Genomic DNA, 26,016 nt, shown 5'->3' on the forward strand with positions numbered 1-26,016 from the left:
TGAGTCTAGATATAGCACTCGTGACATAATATGTCTATCGTTGATTGCGTTAAGGAGACATTATCGCCATGGAAAATCAAAGTAACAAGGCATTATCTGCACTGCTAGTTGAGCGAGCAGAAAGTTACTGGATAAAACTGTGTGAGGCTTGGCCTCAAGCAAGCGAGCAATTAAGTGAGTCACAACAAGCGCAGCTAAAACAAGCTTTTGCCTTGAGTGATTTTATTGGTGAGCAGCTTTGCCGGCATAGTGATTGGGTGCCTTTGTTATTTAATGGCTTAATTGATGATGTTGATCGGGCGCAATTTAGCACTGAGCTAACGGCACTACTCGCCGAGCAAACCTCAGAAGAGGGCGTGAAAAAAGCGCTGCGTGATTATCGTAATCTGCACATGGTGCGTCTGGCTTGGCGTGACTTTTTAAATCTGACCCCACTGCAAGAATCATTGCTAGATTTATCCGCGTTAGCCGAGTCTTTAGTGATTACTGCGCGCGATTGGCTCTATGACGAAATGTGCAAGCAATTGGGTACGCCGATGGACGCTCAGGGTAATGCTCAGCCTTTGCTGATATTAGGCATGGGTAAACTCGGTGGCCGTGAGCTTAACTTTTCGTCAGACATAGATCTTATTTTTACTTTCCCAGAGCATGGCGAAACCCAAGGTGGTCGCCGCTCGCTCGACAATCAGCAGTTTTTTATTCGTATGGGGCAGCGTCTGGTTAATCTGTTAGATCAAGTCACCGTTGATGGTTTTGTCTTTAGAGTCGATATGCGCCTGCGCCCTTATGGCGAGTCAGGCCCATTGGTCGTCAGTTTTAGCGGCCTTGAAGACTACTATCAAGAACAAGGTCGTGATTGGGAGCGTTATGCCATGGTCAAGGCGCGCGTACTTGGCCCCTGGACTGCCCATAGCGATGAGTTGCATGACTTATTAAGACCGTTTGTCTATCGCCGCTATATTGATTTCTCAGCGATTGAGTCACTGAGAAAAATGAAGCAGCTTATTGCCCAAGAAGTGCGTCGCCGCAGACTTAGCGACAATATCAAGTTGGGTGCAGGCGGCATTCGTGAGGTTGAATTCGTGGTGCAGAGCTTTCAGCTTATTCGTGGTGGGCGAGAGCCGTCATTGCGCCAGCAAAGCTTGTTTGCCACCATTGAAACCTTAAATAAGCTTGGGCAACTAGAGTATTTAGCAGTTAATGAGCTTAAAGACAGTTATATCTTTCTGCGCCGAGTAGAAAATCTATTGCAGGCGATTGATGATAAGCAAACCCAAACCTTACCAAGCGAAGAATTACACTGGCAGCGCTTATGTCATGCGCTAGATAAAGTAAACGAAACAGATCTTCGCACCCATGTAGAGTCAGCGATGCGTAAGATCCACAGCCATTTTAATGCCACGGTTGGTGGTGACGAGCAGCAAGATAATCAAGACCCGTTAGGTAGCCAATTATGGATTTGCCAAGATGATGAAGACGCGGCTGCTTTACTTGTTGAGCAGCAAGTTGAAGATGATGATATTTGGCCGCAAATTAAGTCGTGGCGCGCGACCGTGTTGCAACGCTCAATCGGCCCCCGCGGGCGCGAAACGCTCGATAAACTAATGCCCAAGCTGCTGGAGGAGCTATTACAGTTAGCTGAGCCTAGCGCGTCATTTATGCCGGTTGCTAAGGTGCTGGATAAAATTCTTACCCGTACCACTTACCTTGAGCTGTTATGTGAAAACCCAGGTGCTAGGCAGCAGCTAGTGCGCTTGTGTAGTGCCAGCCCGTGGATTGCTGAGGAGCTGGCTAACTTCCCTATGCTGCTTGATGAGCTTATCGATCCCGCTCAGTTATATGACACCACAGCCATTGATGATTACCCAAGTGAGCTACGTCAGTATCTATTGCGCGTGCCCGATGATGACATGGAGCAACAAATGGAGGCGTTGCGTCAGTTTAAGCTGTCGCAGCAGTTAAAAATTGCAGCTGCTGATGTCACAGGTGTATTGCCAGTCATGCAAGTAAGCGATCATTTAAGTTACCTGGCCGAAGCTATTATTGAGCAAGTGGTATTACATGCCTGGCAGCAGGTTGCTGAGCGTCACGGCGTGCCAGCTGACACAAGCGTGAGCAATATGGGTTTTGCAGTTATCGGCTATGGCAAGTTGGGGGGCCTAGAGCTTGGCTATGGCTCAGACCTTGATTTGGTGTTTCTGCATGACAAATTACCAGCTGGTGAAACTGATGGTAAACGCCCAATTGACAACAATCACTTCTATTTGAAGCTTGCCCAACGCATTGTGCATTTGTTCGCTACTCGCACCACCTCTGGTGAGCTGTATGAAGTCGACATGCGTTTGCGCCCATCTGGCGCGTCAGGTTTGCTGGTGAGTGAGATTGAACGTTTTGGCGAATATCAAGCTACTGAGGCCTGGACATGGGAGCATCAAGCGTTAGTGCGCTCTCGCTTTGTGTATGGTGACGATGCACTGGCAGCCAAGTTTAGCCAGCAACGGGCTAAAGTGCTGCAGACTGAGCGCGATAAAGTCTCACTCGCCAAAGAGGTGCGCGATATGCGCGTTAAAATGCGTGATCACTTATTGAAAGTGGACAGTGAAACCTTTGACTTAAAACAAAGCCCTGGCGGCATAGCCGATATTGAGTTTATTGCGCAATTTATGGTGTTAGCCCATGCCCATGAAGATAAAGGTTTAACTGTTTGGTCTGATAATGTGCGCATTTTTGAAGTGCTCGCTGAGCGCGAGTTGATGGGATTTGCCCAAGCGCAGCAGCTTATTCAAACCTATTGCCAATTGCGTGATGCAAACCATGAGCTGACATTGCAGCATAAAAAAGGTCAGGTGCCAGTAGCTAGGTTTACTGCCGATACTGATGCAGTGATTAGTATTTACAATCAGTATTTACAGTTATAACCCACTAGTATTTAACTCGGGTCGTTGTAGTGTAATGCAGCTTTGAATTGGTTGAATTTTCTAAATTCTGCTGCTTATATTATAGCTAATATAAGTAACAGGATTTTTGTATGCTCGCAGCGCCAATCCCTGAAAATGAACAAGATAGAGTTGAAACTCTGCGCAGCTTAAATGTACTTGATACCGCAGCTGAAGAACGTTTTGACCGCATCACACGTCTTGCACAGCGTTTGTTTAATGTCGAGATTTGCCTAGTCAGCTTAGTGGATAGCGAACGTCAATGGTTCAAGTCGGCTAAAGGTTTAGATGCCTGTGAAACCAGCCGTGATATTTCATTTTGTGGACATGCCATAGTGCAAGAACATGTGTTTACTGTTGAAGATGCTTCTATCGACCCACGCTTTAGCGACAACCCACTAGTGCAACAAGCCCCTTTCATTCGCTTTTATGCTGGATACCCGCTAAAGATGCCCAACGGTGTTCGCGTAGGGACCTTATGTATTATTGATAGTACGGCGAGGCAGTTTTCAGATGAAGATAAGCTAGCTCTAGAGGATTTAGGTAAGTTAGTTGAAGATGAGTTGATTAGTGTGCAGCGCTCTACGTTAGATGTATTAACAGGTTTATCTAATCGCTGCGGTTTTGAAATGCTGGCCGAACAAACGTTAGCAAGTTGCGATAGATATCAGGTGGGTACCAGTTTACTGTTTTTCGACCTGGACTATTTTAAAGATATTAACGATCAATATGGTCATGAGCAGGGGGATGTTGCCCTGCAAGCGTTCGCCGAGGTGTTAAAGGCTAATTTTCGTGAGTCTGATGTGGTTGCCCGTTTTGGCGGCGATGAATTTGTGGTGCTTATTAGTCACATGAATTGCGATGAGATCGAGATTATATTATCTCGCTTTGAGCATAAGCTTGCTGAGCAAAACAAACTCCTTAATAAGCCCTATGATATTGCCTATAGCGTCGGTGTTTGCCAGCGTCAGCATAATAGCGAGCTTGATCTAGCTGGTTATCTGGCAAAAGCTGACGAAGCTATGTTCAAAGTTAAAGCGCAGCATCATCAAGGTGATTAACTTAAGTGTTATCACGACCAAAAATCTCGTAAACTAAGCTAGTTCACTTACTTGCAAAGAAACCTGCTACTTATGGAAAAATCTGCTTATCTTGATGCGATGAATATCACCCGCTGGCGCGGTGCGGATAAGCCGGGGAAGCCCTATCTGGTGATTCATGACCTTGATGCTGATATGAGCGAGCACCCGTTTCTCAACCATATCTTAAGTTTAATTGGGGTAACACCAGAGCTGTGCGACTTCGACTGCCAACATGTTTCAGGCCCACAAGTGGTCTGGGATATGCGCAAAGTGGCCATGCGGCCAAGAGTTGCGTGGCTCGTGAGTAAACCTTTGCAAGATGTCATTGCCAGCCCAGAGCAAAAGCGCCTGCTTTGGAAGCAAATTTGCGACCATCAAAATAGCCAGTAAATGCTATATAAAGCAGGCTTGTCGCCAGCTACTTACGCTATCATCACTAGTCATAGTTAATAGTCTAACCAATCATAGTTTAACCAATGTCAGAATCTCACTCAGTATCAGCCAATCAGTACATTCTACAACCCCTTACTGAAGCCGATGTAGAACAAATGTTGCTAGTAGAACAAAGCGCCCATAGCCATCCATGGTCGCAGGCGGTTTTGGCAAGCTGTTTTGGTAAATTGTATCGAGTCACTGGAATTTATAATGACCAACAAACCCTGCTCGGGTTCGCCATAGTGCAGCAAATTGTTGATGAAGTGACCTTAATGGATATCTGCGTGCATCAACAAGCTCAAGGCCTAGGTTTAGGTAAACAATTGCTAGAGCAGGTGATCACTGAAGCTAAGCAACATAACGCCGTGAGCATATTGCTAGAAGTGCGAGCCTCCAATCAGGCCGCGATTGGCTTGTACCTATCACAAGGCTTTAATCAAAGTGGCATTCGCAAAAACTACTACCCAACTGACAGCGGCAAAGAAGATGCCGTTTTAATGGATTATCAATTTAGGTAAGAGCATTCTAATTTTTGGGGCAGTAACTTTTGGGTCAGAGTAAACCTTCAAGGTATTGAAAAATATCGATTAAATTTTGTAGTAAAACCACACTTTGGCGATTTTACATAGCCTTGTTTATCTGTGGCGCTTGATGATTTAGAAGTAAACTATCACTCCTTTCTAAAGAATGTGACTTTGTGTGAGCTCCCTAAAATGGAGCAACGTTTGCTACTTTTCAGCGACTGCGTGTAATGACATTTAAAGCCATTGAAAACAGGGATGTTTTCGTCGAGCCCACAGGACGTGCTTGCCGCGTGCTTTAAATGTCATTGCATCGGGGGCTAAGTATTTAAGCTGACAAGGTTGGTGAATAGCTTTTGGGTCAGAGTAAACCTTCAAGATATTGAAAAATATCGCTTTAATTTTGTAGTAAAACCACATTTTGGAGAGTTATCTAGTCTTGTCTATTTGCGGTGGTTGATGATTGAGAAACGAAAAAGCCACTGATAACAGTGGCTTTTCTATTTTGATTTGCGAGTGAGTCTAAGTTACTTCACTTCTTTACCTTGTGCTTGTAAGTCTGCATGGTAGCTTGAACGCACCATAGGGCCGCAAGCTGCGTGGGTAAAGCCGATGCTTTCAGCATAGTCTTTAAGCTCATCAAACTCTGCTGGTGGCACATAACGCTCTACAGGTAAGTGGAACTTAGATGGCTGAAGGTACTGACCTAAGGTAAGCATTTCTACATTATGCTCACGCAGATCGCGAAGTACTTGCGCAATCTCTTCGTTGGTTTCACCTAAGCCCATCATTAGACCTGACTTAGTCGGCACATCTGGATGGCGCTCTTTAAAGCGTTTAAGTAGATCAAGTGACCACTGATAATTTGCACCTGGGCGCGCTTTGCGGTAATGCTTTGGCGCAGTTTCCAGGTTGTGGTTGAATACATCAGGTGGCTCGACCGCTAGGATATCAAGTGCTGCATCAATACGACCACGGAAGTCTGGCACCAAGATTTCAATCTTGATCTCTGGGTTAAGAGCTCGGATTTCGCGAATACAATCGGCAAAGTGCTGAGCCCCGCCATCACGCAGGTCATCGCGGTCAACCGAGGTGATCACCACATATTTTAATTTCATGTCCTTGATGGTTTGCGCCAGTTTCTTTGGCTCATCAGCATCAGGCTTAAGTGGGCGGCCATGAGCTACATCGCAGAACGGGCAACGGCGGGTACAGATCGCGCCTAAAATCATAAAGGTCGCTGTGCCGTGGTTAAAACACTCAGATAGGTTAGGGCATGAAGCCTCTTCACACACAGAGTGCAAGCCATTTTTACGTAGTGCTGATTTGATTTCAGTAATACGCTGATTAGATGCTGGCAGTTTTACACGTAGCCAATCAGGCTTACGCAACATAGTTTCGCGCTCAGATGGCACGACTTTAACTGGGATACGGGCGACTTTGTCTGCATCACGCAGCTTAACACCGGGTTGTAATCTTTCAGGCCTATTCATAATTATTCTACTAATCCTTGATGATGTACCAATTCTTGGTAACCCAATATTTTACTTAATGTTTGAATCAGCTTTTCACTGGCTTCATCGACCGTTTGAGGGCCGTTTAATGCTTTACATTGCACCATCTCCATTCCGGCATAGCCACATGGGTTGATGCGTTGAAATGGTGCTAAGTCCATGTCGACGTTTAGTGCTAAACCGTGGAATGAGCAGCCTTTGCGGATGCGTAATCCAAGTGAGGCAACTTTACGCTCGTTGGCATAGACACCTGGCGCGTCAGCTTTAGCATATGCTTCAACACCATAGGTGTTGAGCATGTCGACAATGCTTTGCTCAATCTTGTTGACTAATTCACGTACGCCAATTTTAGCGCGTTTAATATCAATAAGAGGATATACCACCAGTTGGCCTGGGCCGTGGTATGTCACCTGGCCGCCCCTGTCCACTTGAATAACCGGGATGTCGCCTGGATTAAGGATGTGCTCGGCTTTGCCGGCTTGCCCTTGAGTGAACACTGGGTTGTGCTCAACAATCCACAGCTCATCTTGGCTGTTTTCGTCGCGATTATCGGTATAGGACTGCATTGCGTGCCAAATTGACTCGTAATCTTGACGTCCCAAATGTCTGATGTGTAATGCTGGAGTTTGCAAGGGCAACCTCTCCCCTTATTGATGCACGAGCGTCACTAGGCAGCGAATCGATATCAGCTGTTAGTGAATTAGGCTAACGTTAAGTACCTGACTAATTTAGTCGGGATTATACTCGACTTTAGCGCTAATCGTGAAATGATTTGTGTTAAAGGACGCGTTTTACGCCTTCAATTGCCGCTAGGTCAGTATAAGCTTGCTCAATGTGTTCTTTACTGGTCACAGTGATGCGAATGGTAACTGAGTAGTAGCTGCCTTTACTTGAAGCCTTTACTGTTGGTGTGTAATCGCCCGGCGCTAATTGCTGAGCAACGGCTACAACACGGTCAGCTAAGGAGTCATCAGCATCGCCGATAACTTTAAATGGGCAAGAATTTGGAAATTCCATTACTTCGTCAAAAGTGGTGTTTAACATGCGCTACTCTTTTGGGCTGGATTGGATTTAACTCTAAATATGGTGCTGATTATACCTTATTCAAGTCTTTTGGGGCGCTAAAAAATTAAAGCCACATAACTGTGGCTTTAACTATTTGAAATTAGGTTTATTTGAACTTAGCTGGTTCAGGTGTAACCCTTGCAGATTAACCAAACCAACTAGCAAACATTTGCTTGAAGTAGTCCATTAACTTGCTAAACCAGCTGCCTTCTTGCACTTCGTGTAAGGTAACAAGTGGGAACTGAGCTATGTCTTTACCATCAAGCTGGAAGTAAACATGACCAACAGTTTCGCCTTTAGCTAATGGCGCTTTCAGTTCTTTTACCAGCTCAAAGTTGGCTTCTAGGTTCTTGGCTTGGCCTTTGTTTATGGTGATTGGCGTGTCACTGACTAGGCCTAAATCGATCGTTTCACGATCGCCGTACCAGATCTTCTGGGTAACAAAGGTGTCGCCTGCTTTGTATGGAGTAATCGTTTCAAAGAAGCGGAAGCCATAGTTTAGTAGCTTTTTACTTTCTGCTTTACGGGCTGACTCGCTCTTAGTGCCCATCACCACGGTGATTAAACGCATGTCGTTGTTAGTCGCAGAGGTTACTAGGTTATAGCCTGCGCCAGATGTATGGCCGGTTTTAATGCCATCTACGTTTAAGCTTTTATCCCATAACAGGCCGTTACGGTTGTATTGCTTGATACCGTTAAAGGTAAATGATTTCTCGGCATACACGCGGTACTCTTCTGGCACGTCACGAATAAGCGCAGCGCCTAGAATTGCCATGTCATAAGCGGTAGTTTTGTGGTTATCAGAGTCTAGACCGTGTGAGTTTTCAAAGTAGCTGTCTTCCATGCCTAGCTGTTTTGACCATGAGTTCATTAGGTCAACAAACGCATCTTCTGTACCAGCAATGTGCTCTGCCATCGCGACACAAGCATCGTTACCAGACTGAATGATAATACCGCGGTTAAGGTCTTCTACTTTTACCGTTTTGCCAACTTCAATGAACATTTTAGAAGAGTCTGGGAAGTTCTTTGACCAAGCATTTTTTGAGATAACTACATCATCATCTAATGAGATATTACCTACTTTCACTTCATGACCAATCACATAACTGGTCATCATCTTGGTTAAACTGGCAGGGTTTAGGCTTTCGTAAGCGTTTTCTTCAGCGATGACTCTACCCGTGTTGTAGTCCATAAGCACGAATGCTTTAGCTGCAACTTTGGGTGCATCAGGAGTAACAACAGGCGCGCGGTTTGGCGTTGGACGTGGATCAGGTTGCGGCGTTGCAGCAAGGGTTGAGAAGGATACTGCACAAAGTAGGAACAGTGATTTCATTGGGCGATTAACAATATTCTTCATGAATTTGGCACGTCTCTATTTAATGGAACTTTTGTAATGACTATTTACAGGCTAGTTGTGAAATATTTTAGTGCATCTTGTGTTTTGCCTTAGCGCCTAACCAAGGGCCGAAAAAGCGCCGTAGGCTGAAAACTGGTACACAAATGAGGCTAACTAGCTAGTCGAGCAGCTGTAATTTTGCAGATTATATCACTAGTAGGCAATGAATTATTGTTAAGGTTCCTTCATTAGCCGAAAATTAACCAGCCAATGAAGGAGTCGGTGCTCTGCTAGTGCAATATTGATGTTTATACTGAACTTTATATTGAGGTCACAACTGAGTTTTCTATTGAGTTTGCTGCGGCTTTTGCTGTAGCAAATAGCTTTGTGGGTAACCACTTTGTTTAACTTTAAGTAGTAGTTGCTCAGCAAGGTAATGCTGCCCAATAGGACCCAGCTGCAAGCGGTGTAAACCATCACCAGACACTACTTGAGTATTTACCTGAAACTGCTTGGCCATTTGCTCAGCAATTTGCTCAACTTTGGCTTTATTGCTTGAAGCAACCACTTGCACAAAGTGAATTGAGTCATCGCGCAGCTCCTCCAGTGCAATAGAGCGAGGTGAGTCAAAATGGATAACTTCAATAGACACTTTAGCCGTGCCAGTTTTTAGCATGTCTAGCTTGTAAGCAGCGGCATAAGATAAGTCGATAATGCGACCTTCATGGAACGGGCCGCGATCATTCACTCGCACCACAACTTGCTTGTTATTGGCGTGATTAGTGACTTTGACATAACTTGGAAGCGGCAGGGTTTTGTGAGCTGCTGACATTGAGTACATGTCGTAGGTTTCACCGTTTGAGGTGAGGTGCCCATGAAACTTAGCGCCATACCATGAGGCGTAGCCTGATTGCTTAAAGTTTTTACCTGTATCGAGCACTGTGTAGCTTTTACCGCGCACAGTGTAGGTCATGTTGTTACCTTGCTTACTGTAGGGCTCGTATTTAGGGTAAGCGTCTTCAACCTTACTAACATCTGGCGCGTTTTTAGGAGGCTTATCATGCTTGATGCTATAACGCTCATCCTGGCTCTTAGGCTGGTTGTTACTTGAGCAGCCATTAAGCATCAAGGCTGCAGCCGCAATGGCGATAACAGTAAGTGATTGAAACTTAGTTTGCATAGTAAGCGGCTTTTAATTGTTGGCTAAATTGGTATACGGCCATGGCGTACAGTGGGCTGCGGTTATAACGGGTGATGACGTAAAAGTTATTTAAGCCCAGCCAATACTCATCGGCCTCGACTTGTTCTAGTTTAATAAGCATTGCTAACTGAGAAACGTCGATATCTTGCGCTGTCTCTAGGCTAAGCTCAGGGCTAATAATGTCTGACACTTTATAATGCAGGCGCTCACTCTTCCACACTTTAGCTTGTGGTTTACTGTCGCCACTGTAGGTCATTTTTAGTGCCACAGGCGCATCTTTTTGCCAGCCATGTTGGTGGAAGTAATTGGCCACACTGCCAATGGCATCAGCTTTACTGCCAAGTAAATCACGGCGACCGTCGCCATTAAAATCTACTGCGTAATGACGATAGCTTGATGGAATAAATTGACCGTAACCCATGGCACCAGCGTAAGAGCCATAAAGGCTGTCTAGGGTGAGTCGTTCTTCTTTTGCCAGCGACATCAGGTTAGCAAATTCGCTGCGAAAAAACTTGGCTCGTGGCGGGTAGTAAAAACCTAAAGTATATAGGGCGTCTTGCACCTTATATTTGCCCATATAGCCGCCGTAAAAAGTTTCGATACCGATAATCGCGACAATGATTTGCTCGTCGACGTGAAACTTTTCAGCTGCCTTTTTAATGATGCCAGCGTTTTCTCGCCAAAATTCTAGTCCTTTAGCAAGACGCTTGTCGGTTAAGAAGATGGGGTAATACTGATGCCAAGGTTTGGCTTCCCAAGGTTTTGAAATAGCATCAAGCACGGCTTGATTATGGTTAGCTGAGTCAAGATAGGCCTGAATTTCGGTTTTACTAAAACCTTTTTCAAGCTGAGTTTGCATAAACTCTTGTTTGCGCTCGGTTACCTGGGCGTCATCTTCAGCCTGCGCGGTGAATGAGATACTTGCGCTTAGTGCACAGGTCAGCATGATTTTTAGCGGCGTTAAAAAGCGTTGTTTCATGTATTACCTATCAATAAATCTGCGGTGGGTGTGAATACTCATCAAGATACCGAAACCTGTCATTAGCGTCAGCATGGAGGTACCGCCGTAGCTGATCAGCGGCAAAGGCACCCCTACTACAGGTAAGATGCCAGATACCATGCCGATATTCACGAAGATATAAACAAAGAAGGTTAAAGTAATACTTCCGGCTAATAAGCGGGCGAAACTGGTTTGCGCTCGCGAGGCAATAACTAGGCCACGGCCGATAACAAACAAATACATGGCCAGCAGCAGTAAGCTGCCTACCAGACCAAATTCTTCGCCAATCACCGCAAAAATAAAGTCGGTATGACGCTCGGGTAAAAATTCAAGCTGTGACTGACTGCCTTCAAGCCAGCCTTTACCCCAAATACCGCCAGAGCCAATGGCGATTTTCGATTGGATAATATGATAACCCGCGCCTAATGGATCTTGCTCTGGATTAAATAAGGTCATCACTCGGGTGCGCTGATAATCATGCATCAGGAAGAACCACAAAATGGGCAGCATTGCGAGTACAAATAGCACACAGCCGCCAACAATCATCCAGCTCATGCCTGATAAAAACAGCACAAATATGCCTGATGCTGCAACCAAAATGGAGGTGCCTAAATCGGGCTGCTTAGCAATGAGCAACGTTGGAATAAGCAGAATAATCGCGCCGCCCGCAAGGTAGCGTTTTTTCGGAGGCAGCGGGAATTGACTGATATACCAGGCCATAGTGATAGGGAAAGCAAGCTTAATCAGCTCCGATGGCTGAAACTCCATAAAGCCGAGGTTAAGCCATCGCTGAGCACCTTTATTGATGGTGCCAAAGAAGTGTACAGCCACCAACAAACCTATGCCAGCGAGATAGATTTCTAATGCCCAACGCCGCAATATTTCAGGGTTAATTTGCGCAACAATAAACATGATGCCAAGTGATAAACCAATGCGGGTAAATTGGCGCTTCATCATGGCTGGGTCTTCGCCGCTAGCCGAGTAAATGACAAAGGCGCCAAACAGCATCAGGGCAAGTAGACCAAGCAACAAAGGCGGGTCTATGTGAATGCGTTGCCAGACTGTCTTTTTTTGATGATGGGTTGTCACTGAGTCACCATAAATTCATCACGTAATAAGTATTCATCTAATAATGCTCGTGCCAATGGGCCTGCATTAGCGCCGCCCCAACCGGCATTTTCTAGTACCACGGCAAGCACAATTGTTGGGTTTTCATATGGGGCGTAAGCAACAATTAACGCGTTATCGCGTAAGTGGTCAGCGATGGTATCTTCATCGTACTTTTCATCTTGGCCGACACTAAATACCTGAGCCGTACCCGTCTTCATCGCTGCTGTGTATTTGGCATCGGTAAAGCGCGATTTATGGGCGGTTTGGCGCATGGCTTCATTGATAATATCCCAGTTTCTTGGGTTATTTAATTCAATAGGTGGTAGCTCATCAATTGGTGTGTCGATTTTTACCGTACCAGATTTGAGTGACTTGAGCAGATGCGGGGTAAAGCGTTGCCCCTTATTGGCAAGGGTAACCACTGAGTTGGCAAGTTGCAGCGGTGTGCTGGTCCAGTATCCCTGACCAATACCCACCGAAATGGTATCGCCGACATACCAAGGTTGGTTGTAGCGCATACGTTTCCAATCTCTTGAAGGCATGATACCGATAGATTCTTCAAAAATGTCTATGCCGGTGCTTTGACCAAAGCCAAATGGCTCCATAAAGTTGGCCAGTTTATCGATACCTGATTTATAAACCAGATCGTAGAAGTAGATATCGCAAGACTCTGAGATAGAGTGGTACACATCTACCCAACCATGGCCCCACTTTTTCCAGTCACGCCACTTGCGCTCAACACCCGGAATTTGCCAGTAGCCAGGGTCCCACACTCGGGTCTTTTCGGTAACGATTTTTTCTTCTAACCCCATTAAGGCGATATGTGGCTTAACGGTTGAAGCCGGTGCATATTGCCCCTGAGTGGCACGGTTAATTAGTGGGCGGGATTTATCATTAAGTAGTGCACTGTAGGCTTTGCCACTAATGCCATGCACAAATGCGTTTGGGTCGTAGCTTGGGCTCGACACCATTGCCAAAATGCCGCCATCTTGTGGGTCGATGGCGACTACTGAGCCGCGTCTACCTGCTAAAAGCTCCATGGCTTTTTGCTGCAGTTTTAAATCTAGGGTGAGGTAAATATCTTGCCCCGGCTCTGGTGGCGTGACTTTTAAAGTGCGGATCACTCGGCCACGGTTGTTCACCTCTTCTTCTAAATGCCCTGGCTTACCGTGTAGCAGGCTCTCATAGTATTTCTCGATACCTTGCTTGCCAATATCTTTGGTGGCGGCGTAGTTTTTCCATGCGCCGCTTTTCTCAAGCGTGGTTTTGTCACGACTATTAATTTTACCTACATAACCCAGTACATGCGTCATTAGCTCTTGGTGTGGGTAGTAACGCTTTAAACCTGCTTCAACAAAGATGCCCGGATATTCATGCTGGTTGACGCTAAAACTTGCGACTTGCTCTGGAGTAAGGCGAGTTTTAATCGTCAGCGGCTTAAAGCGGCGATGGTATTTGAGCTTTTCTTTGATTGATTCGCGCTCATCGGCGGATAGTGGAATGATGTTATTGAGCTTATCGAGGGCGTCATCGACTTTTTTGACCTTTTCAGGAATGAGTTCAAGGGAATAAAAAGGTTGGTTTTCGGCAAGTAATTGGCCGTTGCGGTCGAAAATCAATCCACGGCTTGGCGCAGTAGGGACAACACGAATGCGGTTGTCATTAGAGCGCATTTCATAATCGGTAAATTCTGACACCTGCAAGTTATACAGGTTGGTCAACAACACCCCAAGTAACGCCACCACACAGACAAAGGTAAATAGTGCACGGCGCTTAAATAGCGAAGCCTCAGCAGCATGATCGTGCATAGTTACGCGCTTTCTTGGCGACACTCAGTTTTCTCCAACTTTGATAATGTATCTGGGGTTTAGCTTGGTGCTAGGGCTGCCTAGAGGCTCACTTTAGCAGGAGAGTGCAGGGAACAAAAGCCGTAATCTGCGTGCTAGTGAGTTTTATTCCCTGTGATATGGGTGATTGTTATTGATACTCCAGGCGCGGTATAAACTTTCGGCAACCAGAACTCGTACCAAAGGATGCGGTAGGGTTAAGGCTGACAAACACCAGCTTTGGCTTGCAGCGGCTTTACATGCTGGTGCTAACCCTTCAGGGCCGCCAATCAATAAGCTGACATCGCGACCGTCCAGTTGCCACTTTTCCATCTGCTGCGCTAGCTGAGGAGTGGTCCAGTTTTTACCAGGAAGGTCGAGACTGACAATATGATTGCCCTTGTTAACCGCCGCCAACATTTGCTCGCCTTCTTTTTGCAAAATGCGGGCAATGTCAGCGTTCTTTCCGCGCTTACCAGCAGGAATTTCGATTAACTCTAACGCCATGTCACGAGGGAAACGGCGCTGATACTCTTCAAAACCTGTGGTTACCCAAGTGGGCATTTTGGTGCCAACGGCAATAAGCTGAAGTTTCATTAGGCGTCTTGATCAGCCCATAGCTTTTCTAGTTGGTAATATTCGCGAGTTTGATCTTGCATGATGTGCAAAATCACGTCGCCTAGGTCTACCAGTACCCATTCACTGCTGTCACGGCCTTCAACGCCAAGTGGTTGTACACCAGCGCCTTTCGCTTCAACAACGATGTGCTCGCTGATCGCACGCACGTGGGTTTTAGAAGTACCTGTGCAGATCACCATAGTTTCGGTGATAGATGATTGATTTGAAACATCTAATACTGTGATGTCTTTGGCTTTTAAGTCATCGATTTTATCGAGAACGAAATCTTTAAGTTCGCTGCCTTGCACGCGAAGTACCTCATTAGTCAAAAATAACGGGGCATTATACGCAAAATGGCTATCTGTGCGCAATTATGAGGCAGTCATCGCGGTAGATTTTTTACCGCATACTCACAAGTGATAACAAGCGGTTTGTATCTAGGTTAGATAAAGCTGCTGCTGATTGATGTAGTCGAGTACCGTTTGGCTGAGTTTGTCTTTAACGTTTAACCCGCGAGCTAATTCGTTGCGAATATCTGTTGATGAAATGGCATGTAGCGGTGCATCGACAATAAAAACGTTACCGGACTTAGCGCGTGTTAGTGCTTGGCTTAGAGTGCTTGCCCGTTTTGAATAATTCGCCAGCTTTGGATGGCTTGTCTGCCGCTTGGCTAACACCTTTGCCATGCTTGAGCCTTGCGCTAACTGCCAGCCAGGACGAGCGCATAAGGCAATATGGCAATACTGGAATAGTTGTTGCCATTGATGCCATTTGTCTAAATTGACAAATGAGTCCATTCCCATGATGAAGTAGAACTCATGCTGCGGGTATTGCTCGCTAAGTTGCTGCAAAGTGACAACTGAGTAAGACGGCGAATCGCGGTTAATTTCAATATCGCATAGTTTAAGCTCTGGGTGCTGCGCGCATTCAAGCTTAACCATGTTCAACCTGTGCGCCGTGCTGACTTGAGTCGAGCTTTTGTGGGGTGGAATATGATTTGGCATCAGCCAAACTTCATCGAGCTCAAGCTGCTGTTGCACTGCGAGCGCAGGTTGAATATGCCCTTGGTGGATAGGGTCGAACGTGCCACCTAAAATGCCGATACGCATCTAACTTAGCTCTATGTGGGCCAGACGGTTATGGGCGCGCGGGTCGAACAACAAACATAAGTGACTGGTGCCAACCCAGTCTTCAATACCATGCTGTTTGAGATTGAGCTCTAATTTAGAGGTAAAGGCGAGCATGTGCTCGATATGATCAAGCTCTAAACGGCTAAGGGCTGATTGGTATAAAGGTTTGCGTTTGTCCCAAATGCGATGCTTACCATATAGCTGAGCGAGTGGCTCACCTTGCGCCATGGCAAGCTTGAGGGTCATCAGCAAATTTATCTCTTTAAACAGTGACCACATTAGGATTGGCATAGCAGTGCCTTCTCCCTGCAACTGTGCCAGTATGTGCTGCGCTTTCTTTTGCTGGTTCAATAACAAAGCATCAGTTAGCTGGAATACGCTAAAGCGTGATTGATCTTCAAAGTAATCTTGCAGTTGTTGGGCGCTAATATCTGCATTTGGGCTAAGCAGTTGCAGCATTTGCATTGCTTGCTCGGCGGCGAGCAAGTTGCCTTCAAACAAACTAAACATCATGGCTTTGGCGTCATGATGAATGATCAGCTGGTAATGTTTGATGCGGCCATCTAACCAACGCTCAAATTGTTTACCCTCTGGTGTGGTGCAAGGTACATACACGCCTTTGGCATCGAGGGTTTTAAACCATTTACTTTTGGTTTCAGCTGACAGTTTTGGACCTTGTAAAATGAGCAACACATCTGGGTTGTTGTCTGCCATGATAGTTTGAAATGCGCTCGCGCCATCTGTGCCAGGTTTGGCATTCGGTAGGGTTAGCTCTATCACGCGGCGGCTGGCAAACAAGCTCATTGATTGCCACTCTTGGATCAGGTCGTTCCAGCTAAAGCCAGTTTCTTGGGTAAGTTGAATTCGCTCTTCAAAGCCTTGTTTGCGGGCGGCTTGCAGCACTTGTTGCTTGCTGTTATCCACGAGCCAAGGATCATCACCAAACAGCATGATGACGTTTGGTAGGGGCGATAATTGGTGTTTTAGTTGATCTGGATAAACCCGCATTAATCTGTCTCAATCACGCTTAAATGGTTAGCTAGCAGTTGCTGTTGGTCTAAATGCTTTTGGTTTGGTTGCTGGGCACTTAGTCGCTTGTTACATAGACGCTATTTGCTAAATCGACTGCCGCCTAGTTAATGGTCGCTAAGGTTTGCACAATACGGTCAGCGGCTTGCTGACGCATCTCTTTAACGAGTAGCTCCATTTCGCGGCTTTTTGCCAACGCGGTACGTGGATCGTCTTTATAGTCACGGCGAATGGCGGTTTCGAAAAATTCTGGCTCGCCATCAGGCAGTGCCACTGAGTAATTCACGTGATAAATAAGCTCGTATTCAGCCACGTTACCATTTGGGTACAGTGACAGGGTAGCGCGCTCTAACGAGTCGTTTATCAGCCTCAATGTTGGGGTTTGCTTATTGGCGTCAACGAGGTCGATGCTGTTTACCCGCAGGCGATCGCTTAGCAGACGAGTTAACTCGCTGTATTGGTCGCTACTGGCTAAATGCAGCTGCGATAAGTGCTCTGGTATTTGATAGCTACGTTGCAGCTTAAAGCCGCAGGCGCTTAACGCTAGGCTAAGTAATACAACCGATAAAAGTGTTGTAATTGAAGAAGTTCTAAGAGCAGGCATTACTGTTCCTGTAAATGTAAACGGGTGCGCCATGTGGGCGATAGTGTGCCAAAAAATAAGGCTCAGTACCATGGATACTGAGCCTTATATTAACTAACTTAAGCCTTGAGTGCACATGTGAGCTTGATTAGCTTAGTGCGCTCTGTTGTGGCTTATGTTACTTAAGTTTTTATTTAGCAACGATGCTTAATAGTTTGCCTGGAACATAAATTACTTTAACGATGTTTAAACCGTCGGTGTATTTTTGTACCTGAGCTTCAGCTAAACCTGCTGCTTCTACATCTTCTTTAGATGCATCTGCTGCAACTGTGATTTTAGCGCGAACCTTACCATTCACTTGCACCACGATTAGCTTGCTGTCTTCAACCAAAGCTGACTCGTCAACCGTTGGCCATAGGCTATCTTCAATATCAGTTTGGTTACCCAGTGCTTTCCACATGCTGAAACAAGTGTGTGGGATAATTGGGTAAAGCAAACGTGTTACCGCTGATAGTGCTTCTTGGATTAATGCACGGTCTTGGTCATTGTTGCTTGGCGCTTTTTGCAGCTTGTTCATTAGCTCCATGATGGCAGCAATCGCTGTGTTGAACATCTGACGACGCTCAATGTCATCACTCACTTTAGCGATGGTTTTGTGTAATTCACGGCGCAGCGCTTTTTGGTTGCTGTCTAGTGCTTTAACATCAAGCGCTACAACTTCACCTTTAGCTACATGGTCAGACGCTGTTTTCCACAAACGCTTAATGAAGCGGTGCGCACCTTCAACACTTGATTCTTGCCATTCAAGAGTCAACTCAGGTGGCGCAGCAAACATCATAAATAGACGCACTGTGTCAGCGCCGTATTTATCAACCATTTCTTGTGGGTCGATACCATTGTTCTTCGACTTAGACATCTTGCTCATGCCGGTGTAAACCAGCTCGTTGCCTTGTGAGTCAACTGCTTTGGTGACACGGCCTTTGTCGTCAGTTTCTTGAACTGTTACTTCAGATGGCGATACCCAAACGCGGCCGCCTTTGTCGTTGGTGTAGTAGTAAGCGTCTGCTAGTACCATACCTTGAGTCAGTAGGCGTTTTGCTGGCTCGTCAGAATCAACTAGACCAATATCGCGAAGTAACTTGTGGAAGAAGCGGAAGTACAATAGGTGCATACATGCATGCTCGATACCACCAATGTACTGATCGACTGGCAGCCAGTAGTTCGCTTTTGCTGGATCTAACATTTGATCAGCTTGCGGGCTACAGTAGCGAGCGTAGTACCAAGATGACTCCATAAAGGTGTCAAAGGTGTCGGTTTCACGCAGCGCATCTTGTCCATTAACCTGAGTCTTAGCCCACTCTTTGTCAGCTTTAATTGGGCTTTGGATACCATCCATTACCACATCTTCAGGCAATACAACCGGTAGTTGCTCTTCCGGAGTTGGCATTACAGTGCCATCTTCCAAAGTTACCATAGGAATCGGCGCGCCCCAGTAACGTTGACGTGAAACGCCCCAGTCACGTAGACGGAAGTTCACTTGACGTTTACCCTTACCTTCAGCGCTAAGTTTGGCATCGATTGCATCAAATGCTGCCTGGAACTCAAGACCGTCTAGCTCAGGGAAAGCGTCACCTGAGTTAAATAGAATGCCTTTTTCAACGAAGGCTTCTTCGCTGATGTTTAGCTCGCCTTCAGTTGGCTTGATAACTGCTTTGATCTCAAGACCGTATTTAGTAGCGAACTCATAGTCGCGCTGATCGTGCGCTGGAACTGACATTACTGCGCCAGTACCATAGTTCATTAATACGAAGTTAGCGCACCAGATTGGCACTTGCTCACCTGTGATTGGGTGAACAGCATATAAGCCAGTAGCAACACCTTTTTTCTCCATCGCCGCCATCGCAGCTTCAGTGGTATCGACGTTTTTGCACTCTTCGATAAATGCAGCAAGCTCTGGGTTATTCTTTGCCGCTTGCTCTGCTAACGGGTGACCGCTGGCAATCGCCACGTAAGTCACGCCCATTACTGTGTCAGGACGGGTGGTGTAGATATCGAATGTTTCATCGCTATCAGCAACACCAAAGGTCATTTCAATACCTTCACTGCGGCCAATCCAGTTACGTTGCATAGACTTAACCTGCTCAGGCCATTCGTCTAGCTTGTCGATATCGCTTAGTAGCTCATCAGCATAGTCAGTGATTTTGATAAACCACTGTGGAATTTCTTTCTGTACTACCTCTGTGTCACAGCGCCAGCAACAACCGTCTTGTACCTGCTCGTTTGCCAGTACCGTTTCATCGTTTGGACACCAGTTAACTGAAGCTGTCTTTTTGTAAACCAAGCCTTTTTCGTAAAGCTTAGTGAAGAACCATTGCTCCCAGCGGTAGTACTCAGGGGTACAGGTGGCAATTTCACGGCTCCAATCGTAACCAAAGCCTAAAAGCTTAAGCTGGTTTTTCATGTAGTCGATGTTTTGGTACGTCCAAGGTGCTGGTGCAGACTTGTTGTTAATTGCCGCGTTTTCAGCAGGTAGACCAAATGAGTCCCAGCCAATAGGTTGCAGTACATTTTTACCCTGTAAACGCTGGTAACGAGCGACAACATCACCTATGGTGTAATTACGCACGTGTCCCATATGCAGTCGACCTGAAGGGTATGGAAACATAGACAAGCAGTAGAACTTTTCTTTGCTTGCATCTTCGGTGACTTCAAATGTTTTTTTGTGTTCCCAGTGCTGTTGTACTGAGGATTCAATTTCTGAGGGATTATATTGCTCTTGCATCAATCTATTTCCGGCTTTGCCGCCCATTGTTTGATCTAACGCTGATTAGCGTGACGAATAACTGCATAGAATAAACTAGATGTGATGTATTAAAAAGGTTCGGATGAAGGAGTATTTATTATGAGTGACAGAAGTTCTGCTTTATTAGACTTATATCAAGCCTTAATCGACCAAGTAAAACGCCAGTACGAAGAAGATAACTCATTGACTGCAAAAAGTTTGTTTGTCTCTGTTATCAAAGGGCGCGAGTTTTTAAAGCTCAAAAGCGCCGCTTCTGATCAAGAACTGGAGTTAGTGGAAGAGTTTTTAAAACGCGACATCGCTAGCTACATCAAACAGTCCCACGCCGAAGATATTCTTCATAGCCCGTCAGTCATTGCTTTTGAAAAAACGCTTTGGCATTGGTTGGGCGAGCTGTCTGATCGCAGCCAGGTGCAATGGCACGAAATTACCAGCGACTTTGAACACCAAGGTGTTTACCGTTCAGGTGAAGTGATTAATCAGGGGAAAGTGGTCTGTAATCAGTGCCAGCATGAAATGGATATTGAATTTCCATCGATTATTCCTGACTGTCCTGAATGCGATAGCACTGAGTTTAGTCGTGAAGCTCTGATGCCCTAGGTGTAAGCTAGAGCCTTTGGTATTAGTGCCTTAGGGGTTATTTGTCGGGTATTGTAGCTATTAGCTAGTGTTCTACATTGCAATGGCATTTAAAGCACGCCACAAGCACGACAGCTCTTTGTTTCACAAGAATGCTAGACGAAAACATCCATGTTTTCGACGGCTTTAAATGCCATTACATCTAAGTATCCACATCATTCATGCAAGGCTTAGATGTTTGGTGTGGATAACAGAAGTAATACGATTAGAGTAACCATAGAGCAGCGATTTAGTGTTCATTATCTTCGCTGCGCATGGGGTTGAATCGCGCGCTGACTTAATAAGAAGGCGGTTACTCTAAAGTTCCATCTGCTAGCTTTTGCAGTGCTAATTGATACTTGTCTTTCGAGTATTGGCCGTAAGCATCTATGGTCACTTTTTTGCCTTTTTTATAAACCACCACCAGATCATTTTTAAAGATAGTTGACGCTAAATCGCCACTGACAACGGCAATATTTTTGCGCTCAGCGGGCACATACACTTCATAAACCACTTGATTGAATTCTTTAGTTAGCGCTTTGTCTGTGATTGCAGCTGCGCCTAACGCACCTACACCTGTGGCGATGGTTTTACCATTGCCATCACCGATTTGATTGCCGATAAGCGCACCGACCGCGGCACCAGCTAATACAGTGACAATAGATGGCTTTTTCTCAACTTTTTGGTACAACACTCGCTGCACCTTGCCAACTCTTACTGTTTCAACTTCATCCTGTGGTGGCTTTGACGAGCAAGCTGCGAGCATGAATGATAAAAGGCTAACGAAAATGATTTTGCTGTAATGTGTCATGGCGATATCCCTGATGCCTACTACTGAAATACGTTTACTAGCTGATGGTTTAGTTGTTTTAAACTAGGCTAAACCGTCACAAGTACTAAATAAGTGCGAATAAAAGCTAATAAACATAATGACTTATGCGATGAACTATACGCCGAGCTATAACCTCCGTCTATAGCTGTACTGCGATGTGATTTGCGAACAATGTTTTTTAAGTGAGCCAGATACGGCTGCATGTCTTGGTGTTAATGAGCTAGAGGGAAGTTTCATAGTTTCAGTGACTTGCAGTGAATCATGTTTAATGCGTTTTTTTGTTCAACTTACGTCAGTTGCCAGCAAACGTGTTTACTAGAAGAGGTTTCGTTGGAAATAAAGAGAAACGGATTCAACGAGTGTGAGCATGGGTCATCAGTGTCCTTGAACGAATACACTTTTTATCTTCACCTAGGGTTGGTCCGGCGAAAAGCAACCAGGGAGATATTAGCAATATAGGTACTTGAACCAGGCTCATGAACTAGATTTACCTTGTCAGAAAGCGCTTAATTAAACAATGTACCATTATCAAGTAGAGATAATTTTTGCATTAACTTGGCACTAGGTTCGATTGGCTCTAGGTTCGACTAGTGCTGTAGCAGCATAGCTGTATGTAGATTTACAGCTGATAATTATCTTATTTCAACGTCGCATTTTGAGGGCATGGTGTGTGTAATTCGATTATTCTCAGTGCCTAAAGAGGTCCTGAACTGAACAGACTAACAGCCAGATGCTTCAATGCTTAGTTGCGGGGGCGTAGTTGCATTAGCTGCTTGTACGTAGTGGAAGTAACAATTATCGTTTAGCGTTTGGCCATTTTTGTCTAGGTCATAACCAATGTAAGTATTGGCAATACCTTGATACTGAATGGTGAAAGCGTCATCTAACTCAATCCATTTTTCAATATCAGTATTGTCTAAATATCCCCATTTTAATCGCGTTTCAAAAATACCATCATTATCTAAATCTATATCAATCAAATCATCTCTACCGCTTACAGGTTGCACCTGTAGACTCGGCATTTGTGATTTTGCATACACTAATGAGTTGGCGGTTTTTACAGACGCTGAAATGCTGCTAAGTATTGAAGTTCGCGCTTCTGAACTTAAACCAATAAATTTAGGCGCAGCTACAATGGCGAGGATAGCTAGAATGATGATGACAACGATCAGCTCAACTAAGGTAAACCCTTGTTGGACTTTTCTTATGTTATCGGATTTGCATAGGTTATTTTTCATACTTAGTTCTGTACTTAAATGCTAAGGATAATAGTAGCAATAAAGTAGAGAAGAGTAGTAGAGGGAGTTGACCAAATCGCATAAACAAGGTTTCACCTTGATATAAAGGCACCTCGGTAACCAGCACACCTGTTTCAAACTGAGGTAATTGCTCGGTTATTTTGCCATAAGGGTCGACTACAGCTGTTACACCATTGTTCGTTGCCCTTAGCAGTGGTTTACCTAATTCAATGGCGCGCATTTGGGCTATTTCCATGTGCTGCAGCGGGCCATTTGACGTGCCAAACCAGGCATCATTGGACACGGTAAGTAGTAAATCGGTATCTATGTTGGTGTTGGCGCGAACCTGCTCTGGGAAGACGATTTCATAGCAAATGGCTGGCGCGACCTGATAACCCAGTGCGTTCAAATTAGGCTGTTGGTAGTCACCGCGCATAAACGATGACATAGGCAAATTAAAGAAAGGTGCCAGCGGCCTTAGTAGCGACTCAAACGGCACAAATTCACCTATCGGCAGTAAGTGATGTTTTAAAAACTCGTTGCTGCCATTAATCTCATAATCACCCTGGTTTTGCTGTTTATTAAAGTGATTGCCAAGCACTACGAGCGCATTGTAATAACCTGATGGTTTCTTGCTGATAATGCCGGTAATAATGGCGATATTGTTAAAGCGTGCCACGTCATTAGTGCCAACTAAAAAGTCGCTGACTAACACTTCTGGTGCTGGGATCGCCGCTTCTGGCCACACGACTATGTCTAGGCTAGATTCATCATCAAAATGATTGCGGGTTAAGTCCATGTACTTGACCATGGTTGGCCATAAGTTCTCTGGCTCCCACTTCATACTTTGGGGGATATTACCTTGTACTAGCGCCACTTTAACGCTGTCGCCATTTTCGGTAATTGGATTAAATTTTGGTGCAAGGTAAGCAAGGCTGATGATGAGCGGCGCTACAACAAGTAAAGGTAACCAGCGCTTTTGTGCCAGTAATGCTAGGCTACCTGCAGCTAAAGCAATGATAAAGCTCAAGCCCAAAGCACCAATAATGCTCGCCAGTTGACTCAATGGTCCAAGTGTTTGGCTATAGCCAGCCCACAGCCATGGAAAACCTGTAAGCACCCAGCCGCGCAGCCATTCGGTGAGCACCCAAAGCGCAGGGAACAAACCTAGGTATTGCCAATAGCTAGCAAAGCGGCCTGATACTTGTAGCTTCGCGAGCAAATAACCACACAGTGCAGGATAAATGGCGAGATATAAAGCGAGCAGTCCCATCAATGCCATTGAGACAACCAAAGGCATGCCGCCAAAGGTGTCGATACTGACATGCACCCAACTAATGCCGACAGCAAAGCAGCCAAAGCCAAAACTTAGCCAGTAAAATAAGCTTTGTTTAGGTGTTTTTGATTGGCTTTGAAATAGCGCAAAGGCGAGGGCAAGTGGGTAAATCGCCCAAATATTGTAGGGCGCAAACGCAAGGGCGGTGCTAGCACCAGCAGCAAATGCTGTGACTAGCGAAATTCGCCCTTGATTTAACTTTGCTAAAGCTTGGGATAACACGACTTATTCGGCAGCCGTGTCGTTGTTGCTAACGTCAGGGAGTTTTACCCTTAGTTGGTTGAGGCGACGACTATCAGCATTGGTCACAGTGAATTCAATGTCATCAATAATGATGCTTTCGTTGCGCTCAGGTAGATGACCAAAAGCGTGCGAGACTAGACCGCCAACGGTGTCGAACTCTTCATCGCTAAATTGAGTACCACAAGCCGCGTTAAAGTCATCAATTTCGGTCAAAGCTTTAACCAAGAATACTGAGTTGCCCACGCGTTTAATTTCAGTATCTTCTACTGAGCTGTGGTCAAACTCATCTTCAATTTCACCGACAATTTCTTCAAGAATGTCTTCAATGGTGACAACACCTGACACGCCGCCGTATTCATCGACAACAATTGCCATGTGATAACGTTGTGAGCGGAACTCTTTAAGCAGTACATCAACGCGTTTACTTTCTGGCACAACCACCGCCGGGCGGATGATTTGCGCAAGTGAAAATGGCGTGTCTGATTGCTTGAAACCGTATTTAATTAGGTCTTTGGCAAGTAGGATGCCTTCGATATGATCCTTGTCTTCATTGACGACAGGAAAACGAGAGTGAGCAGACTCAATCACGGTCTCAAGTACTTGATCCACGTTTGCGTCTACTTGTAGGGTGACGATTTGTGCTCTTGGGATCATAATGTCCCGAACACGCAGGTCAGTAACCTCTAATACACCTTTAATCATTTCGCGGGTGTCTTCAGTAATCAGGTCGCGCTGCTCTGCGTCAGAAATGACCTCGACTAACTCTTCGCGATTTTGAGGTTCGCCCTGGAATAATTGGTTGATCTTATCAAGCCAGCTTTTCTTTGGGGCGTTTGTACTCGGGGGGATCTCGTCACTCATATGTATTTTCCAAAATCATAGCTGCCAATCAGCTAGCGATTTTATTTAGATTTCCTTGTATGGATTGTCATAACCTAGGCCTTGGATTAGCTGCGTTTCTAGCGCTTCCATTTCCTCGGCTTCAGCGTCGATAATATGGTCATACCCTAGCAAATGCAAGCAGCCGTGAATGACCATATGCGCCCAATGGGCTTGTAAGCTTTTATTTTGTGCTTTGGCTTCCTGTTCAACCACGCTAACACAGATAATTAGGTCGCCAAGTAGTGGCAATTCAACCTCTGGTGGCGCTTCAAATGGAAACGACAACACATTGGTTGGCTTGTCTTTGCCGCGATAGTTGCGGTTAAGGCTTTGGCTCTCGTCACTATCAACTAAACGAATAGTCAACTCGGCTTGTGTCATCGCGTTGCCAATAGCGGTAGTCGCCCACAGTTCAAAGTCCTGTTGGCTCGGGATATTTGTAGCGTCGGTGGCAACTTGTAGGTCCAAGTCTAATTGCAGTGACATTAGCTTTCGCTCTTCAGTTGTGAAGACTTGTCCGCTTGAGCTGAAGGCTCTTCTGCGGCTGCTACAGGCGTTTCGCTGGCGATTTTTGTCGCGCCATTAGCACTACTAGCATTAGCACTACTAGCATTAGCACTAGTTTGGCCTTCAGCTTCACTGGCTTGCTTGCGCGCAAGGTAAGCCTTGTGTTTGGCA

General features: G+C 45.5%; 24 protein-coding genes. 5 read left to right on the forward strand and 19 right to left on the reverse strand.

All coding sequences use genetic code 11. The features are described 5' to 3' along the window. Positions 1–62 precede the first annotated feature (62 nt). From glnE to rimI, 4 genes are all read left to right on the forward strand, one after another. Positions 63–2,918 (forward strand): bifunctional [glutamate--ammonia ligase]-adenylyl-L-tyrosine phosphorylase/[glutamate--ammonia-ligase] adenylyltransferase, encoded by a 2,856-nt coding sequence (glnE, locus tag G3R49_RS03050; RefSeq protein ID WP_167868898.1) that lies wholly within the window; start codon positions 63–65, stop codon positions 2,916–2,918. A gap of 110 nt (positions 2,919–3,028) precedes the next feature. Beyond that, entirely contained in the window at positions 3,029–3,997 is a 969-nt protein-coding gene (locus G3R49_RS03055) for a diguanylate cyclase (RefSeq protein ID WP_167868604.1), read from the forward strand. A gap of 72 nt (positions 3,998–4,069) precedes the next feature. After that, positions 4,070–4,408, forward strand: a complete 339-nt coding sequence (locus tag G3R49_RS03060; RefSeq protein WP_167868605.1) for a DNA polymerase III subunit psi — start codon at positions 4,070–4,072, stop codon at positions 4,406–4,408. 86 nt (positions 4,409–4,494) lie between these two features. After that, positions 4,495–4,971, forward strand: a complete 477-nt coding sequence (gene rimI, locus G3R49_RS03065; RefSeq protein WP_167868606.1) for a ribosomal protein S18-alanine N-acetyltransferase — start codon at positions 4,495–4,497, stop codon at positions 4,969–4,971. Positions 4,972–5,501: 530 nt separating this feature from the next. Here the strand turns inward: rimI and lipA are convergent. The 14 genes from lipA to leuS all read right to left on the reverse strand — a co-directional run bounded on the left by lipA (position 5,502) and on the right by leuS (position 20,168). Then, the gene (gene lipA, locus G3R49_RS03070; protein WP_130598369.1) at positions 5,502–6,467 is read right to left on the reverse strand and encodes a lipoyl synthase; all 966 of its coding nucleotides are present in this window, start codon (positions 6,465–6,467) and stop codon (positions 5,502–5,504) included. 2 nt (positions 6,468–6,469) lie between these two features. Then, a complete protein-coding gene (gene lipB / locus G3R49_RS03075; RefSeq protein WP_167868607.1) occupies positions 6,470–7,120 on the reverse strand; it encodes a lipoyl(octanoyl) transferase LipB in 651 nt (216 codons plus the stop codon). Positions 7,121–7,265: 145 nt separating this feature from the next. Continuing rightward, positions 7,266–7,532, reverse strand: coding sequence for a DUF493 family protein YbeD (gene ybeD / locus G3R49_RS03080; protein ID WP_130598365.1), 267 nt, complete (start codon positions 7,530–7,532; stop codon positions 7,266–7,268). Positions 7,533–7,698: 166 nt separating this feature from the next. Next, entirely contained in the window at positions 7,699–8,910 is a 1,212-nt protein-coding gene (locus G3R49_RS03085; protein WP_130598363.1) for a serine hydrolase, read from the reverse strand. A 325-nt stretch (positions 8,911–9,235) separates the two neighbouring features. Continuing rightward, positions 9,236–10,069 carry a septal ring lytic transglycosylase RlpA family protein gene (locus G3R49_RS03090; RefSeq protein ID WP_167868608.1) on the reverse strand — a complete coding sequence of 278 codons (834 nt, stop codon included), beginning with the start codon at positions 10,067–10,069 and terminating at the stop codon, positions 9,236–9,238. Then, entirely contained in the window at positions 10,059–11,069 is a 1,011-nt protein-coding gene (gene mltB, locus G3R49_RS03095; protein WP_167868609.1) for a lytic murein transglycosylase B, read from the reverse strand. Before mltB ends, G3R49_RS03090 begins: the two co-directional genes overlap by 11 nt. Before the next feature lie 3 nt (positions 11,070–11,072). After that, positions 11,073–12,179 (reverse strand): rod shape-determining protein RodA, encoded by a 1,107-nt coding sequence (gene rodA / locus G3R49_RS03100; protein ID WP_167868610.1) that lies wholly within the window; start codon positions 12,177–12,179, stop codon positions 11,073–11,075. Next, on the reverse strand, positions 12,176–14,032 hold the full coding sequence (mrdA, locus tag G3R49_RS03105) for a penicillin-binding protein 2 (protein WP_167868611.1): 1,857 nt from the start codon (positions 14,030–14,032) through the stop codon (positions 12,176–12,178). Before mrdA ends, rodA begins: the two co-directional genes overlap by 4 nt. 120 nt (positions 14,033–14,152) lie before the next feature. After that, complete coding sequence (gene rlmH, locus G3R49_RS03110) at positions 14,153–14,623, reverse strand: 23S rRNA (pseudouridine(1915)-N(3))-methyltransferase RlmH (RefSeq protein ID WP_167868612.1); 471 nt, start codon at positions 14,621–14,623, stop codon at positions 14,153–14,155. Beyond that, entirely contained in the window at positions 14,623–14,952 is a 330-nt protein-coding gene (gene rsfS / locus G3R49_RS03115) for a ribosome silencing factor (RefSeq protein ID WP_130598351.1), read from the reverse strand. Before rsfS ends, rlmH begins: the two co-directional genes overlap by 1 nt. A 129-nt stretch (positions 14,953–15,081) precedes the next feature. Then, a complete protein-coding gene (gene nadD / locus G3R49_RS03120) occupies positions 15,082–15,753 on the reverse strand; it encodes a nicotinate-nucleotide adenylyltransferase (RefSeq protein WP_130598349.1) in 672 nt (223 codons plus the stop codon). Next, a complete protein-coding gene (holA, locus tag G3R49_RS03125) occupies positions 15,754–16,782 on the reverse strand; it encodes a DNA polymerase III subunit delta (RefSeq protein ID WP_130598347.1) in 1,029 nt (342 codons plus the stop codon). A 124-nt stretch (positions 16,783–16,906) separates the two neighbouring features. Further along, positions 16,907–17,407, reverse strand: coding sequence for an LPS assembly lipoprotein LptE (gene lptE, locus G3R49_RS03130; protein WP_130598345.1), 501 nt, complete (start codon positions 17,405–17,407; stop codon positions 16,907–16,909). A gap of 169 nt (positions 17,408–17,576) precedes the next feature. After that, positions 17,577–20,168, reverse strand: a complete 2,592-nt coding sequence (gene leuS, locus G3R49_RS03135; RefSeq protein ID WP_167868613.1) for a leucine--tRNA ligase — start codon at positions 20,166–20,168, stop codon at positions 17,577–17,579. A 120-nt stretch (positions 20,169–20,288) separates the two neighbouring features. On the opposite strand from leuS, the gene G3R49_RS03140 reads away from it, so the two are divergent. Beyond that, a complete protein-coding gene (locus G3R49_RS03140) occupies positions 20,289–20,789 on the forward strand; it encodes a zinc ribbon-containing protein (RefSeq protein ID WP_167868614.1) in 501 nt (166 codons plus the stop codon). Between the two features lie 331 nt (positions 20,790–21,120). Here the strand turns inward: G3R49_RS03140 and G3R49_RS03145 are convergent, their stop codons facing one another. From G3R49_RS03145 to ybeY, 5 genes are all read right to left on the reverse strand, one after another. Continuing rightward, positions 21,121–21,618, reverse strand: coding sequence for a glycine zipper 2TM domain-containing protein (locus G3R49_RS03145; protein ID WP_130598339.1), 498 nt, complete (start codon positions 21,616–21,618; stop codon positions 21,121–21,123). Between the two features lie 740 nt (positions 21,619–22,358). After that, positions 22,359–22,877, reverse strand: coding sequence for a prepilin-type N-terminal cleavage/methylation domain-containing protein (locus G3R49_RS03150; protein WP_130598337.1), 519 nt, complete (start codon positions 22,875–22,877; stop codon positions 22,359–22,361). Next, positions 22,867–24,435 carry an apolipoprotein N-acyltransferase gene (lnt, locus tag G3R49_RS03155; protein WP_167868615.1) on the reverse strand — a complete coding sequence of 523 codons (1,569 nt, stop codon included), beginning with the start codon at positions 24,433–24,435 and terminating at the stop codon, positions 22,867–22,869. The genes G3R49_RS03150 and lnt overlap by 11 nt, the downstream gene beginning before the upstream one ends. 3 nt (positions 24,436–24,438) lie before the next feature. Next, a complete protein-coding gene (gene corC / locus G3R49_RS03160; RefSeq protein WP_167868616.1) occupies positions 24,439–25,317 on the reverse strand; it encodes a CNNM family magnesium/cobalt transport protein CorC in 879 nt (292 codons plus the stop codon). 45 nt (positions 25,318–25,362) lie between these two features. After that, positions 25,363–25,824, reverse strand: coding sequence for an rRNA maturation RNase YbeY (ybeY, locus tag G3R49_RS03165; RefSeq protein ID WP_167868617.1), 462 nt, complete (start codon positions 25,822–25,824; stop codon positions 25,363–25,365). Between the last annotated feature and the right edge of the window lie 192 nt (positions 25,825–26,016).

It is taken from the genome of Shewanella sp. WXL01 (genome assembly GCF_012263345.1).
In the GTDB taxonomy this organism is placed as follows: domain Bacteria; phylum Pseudomonadota; class Gammaproteobacteria; order Enterobacterales; family Shewanellaceae; genus Shewanella; species Shewanella maritima.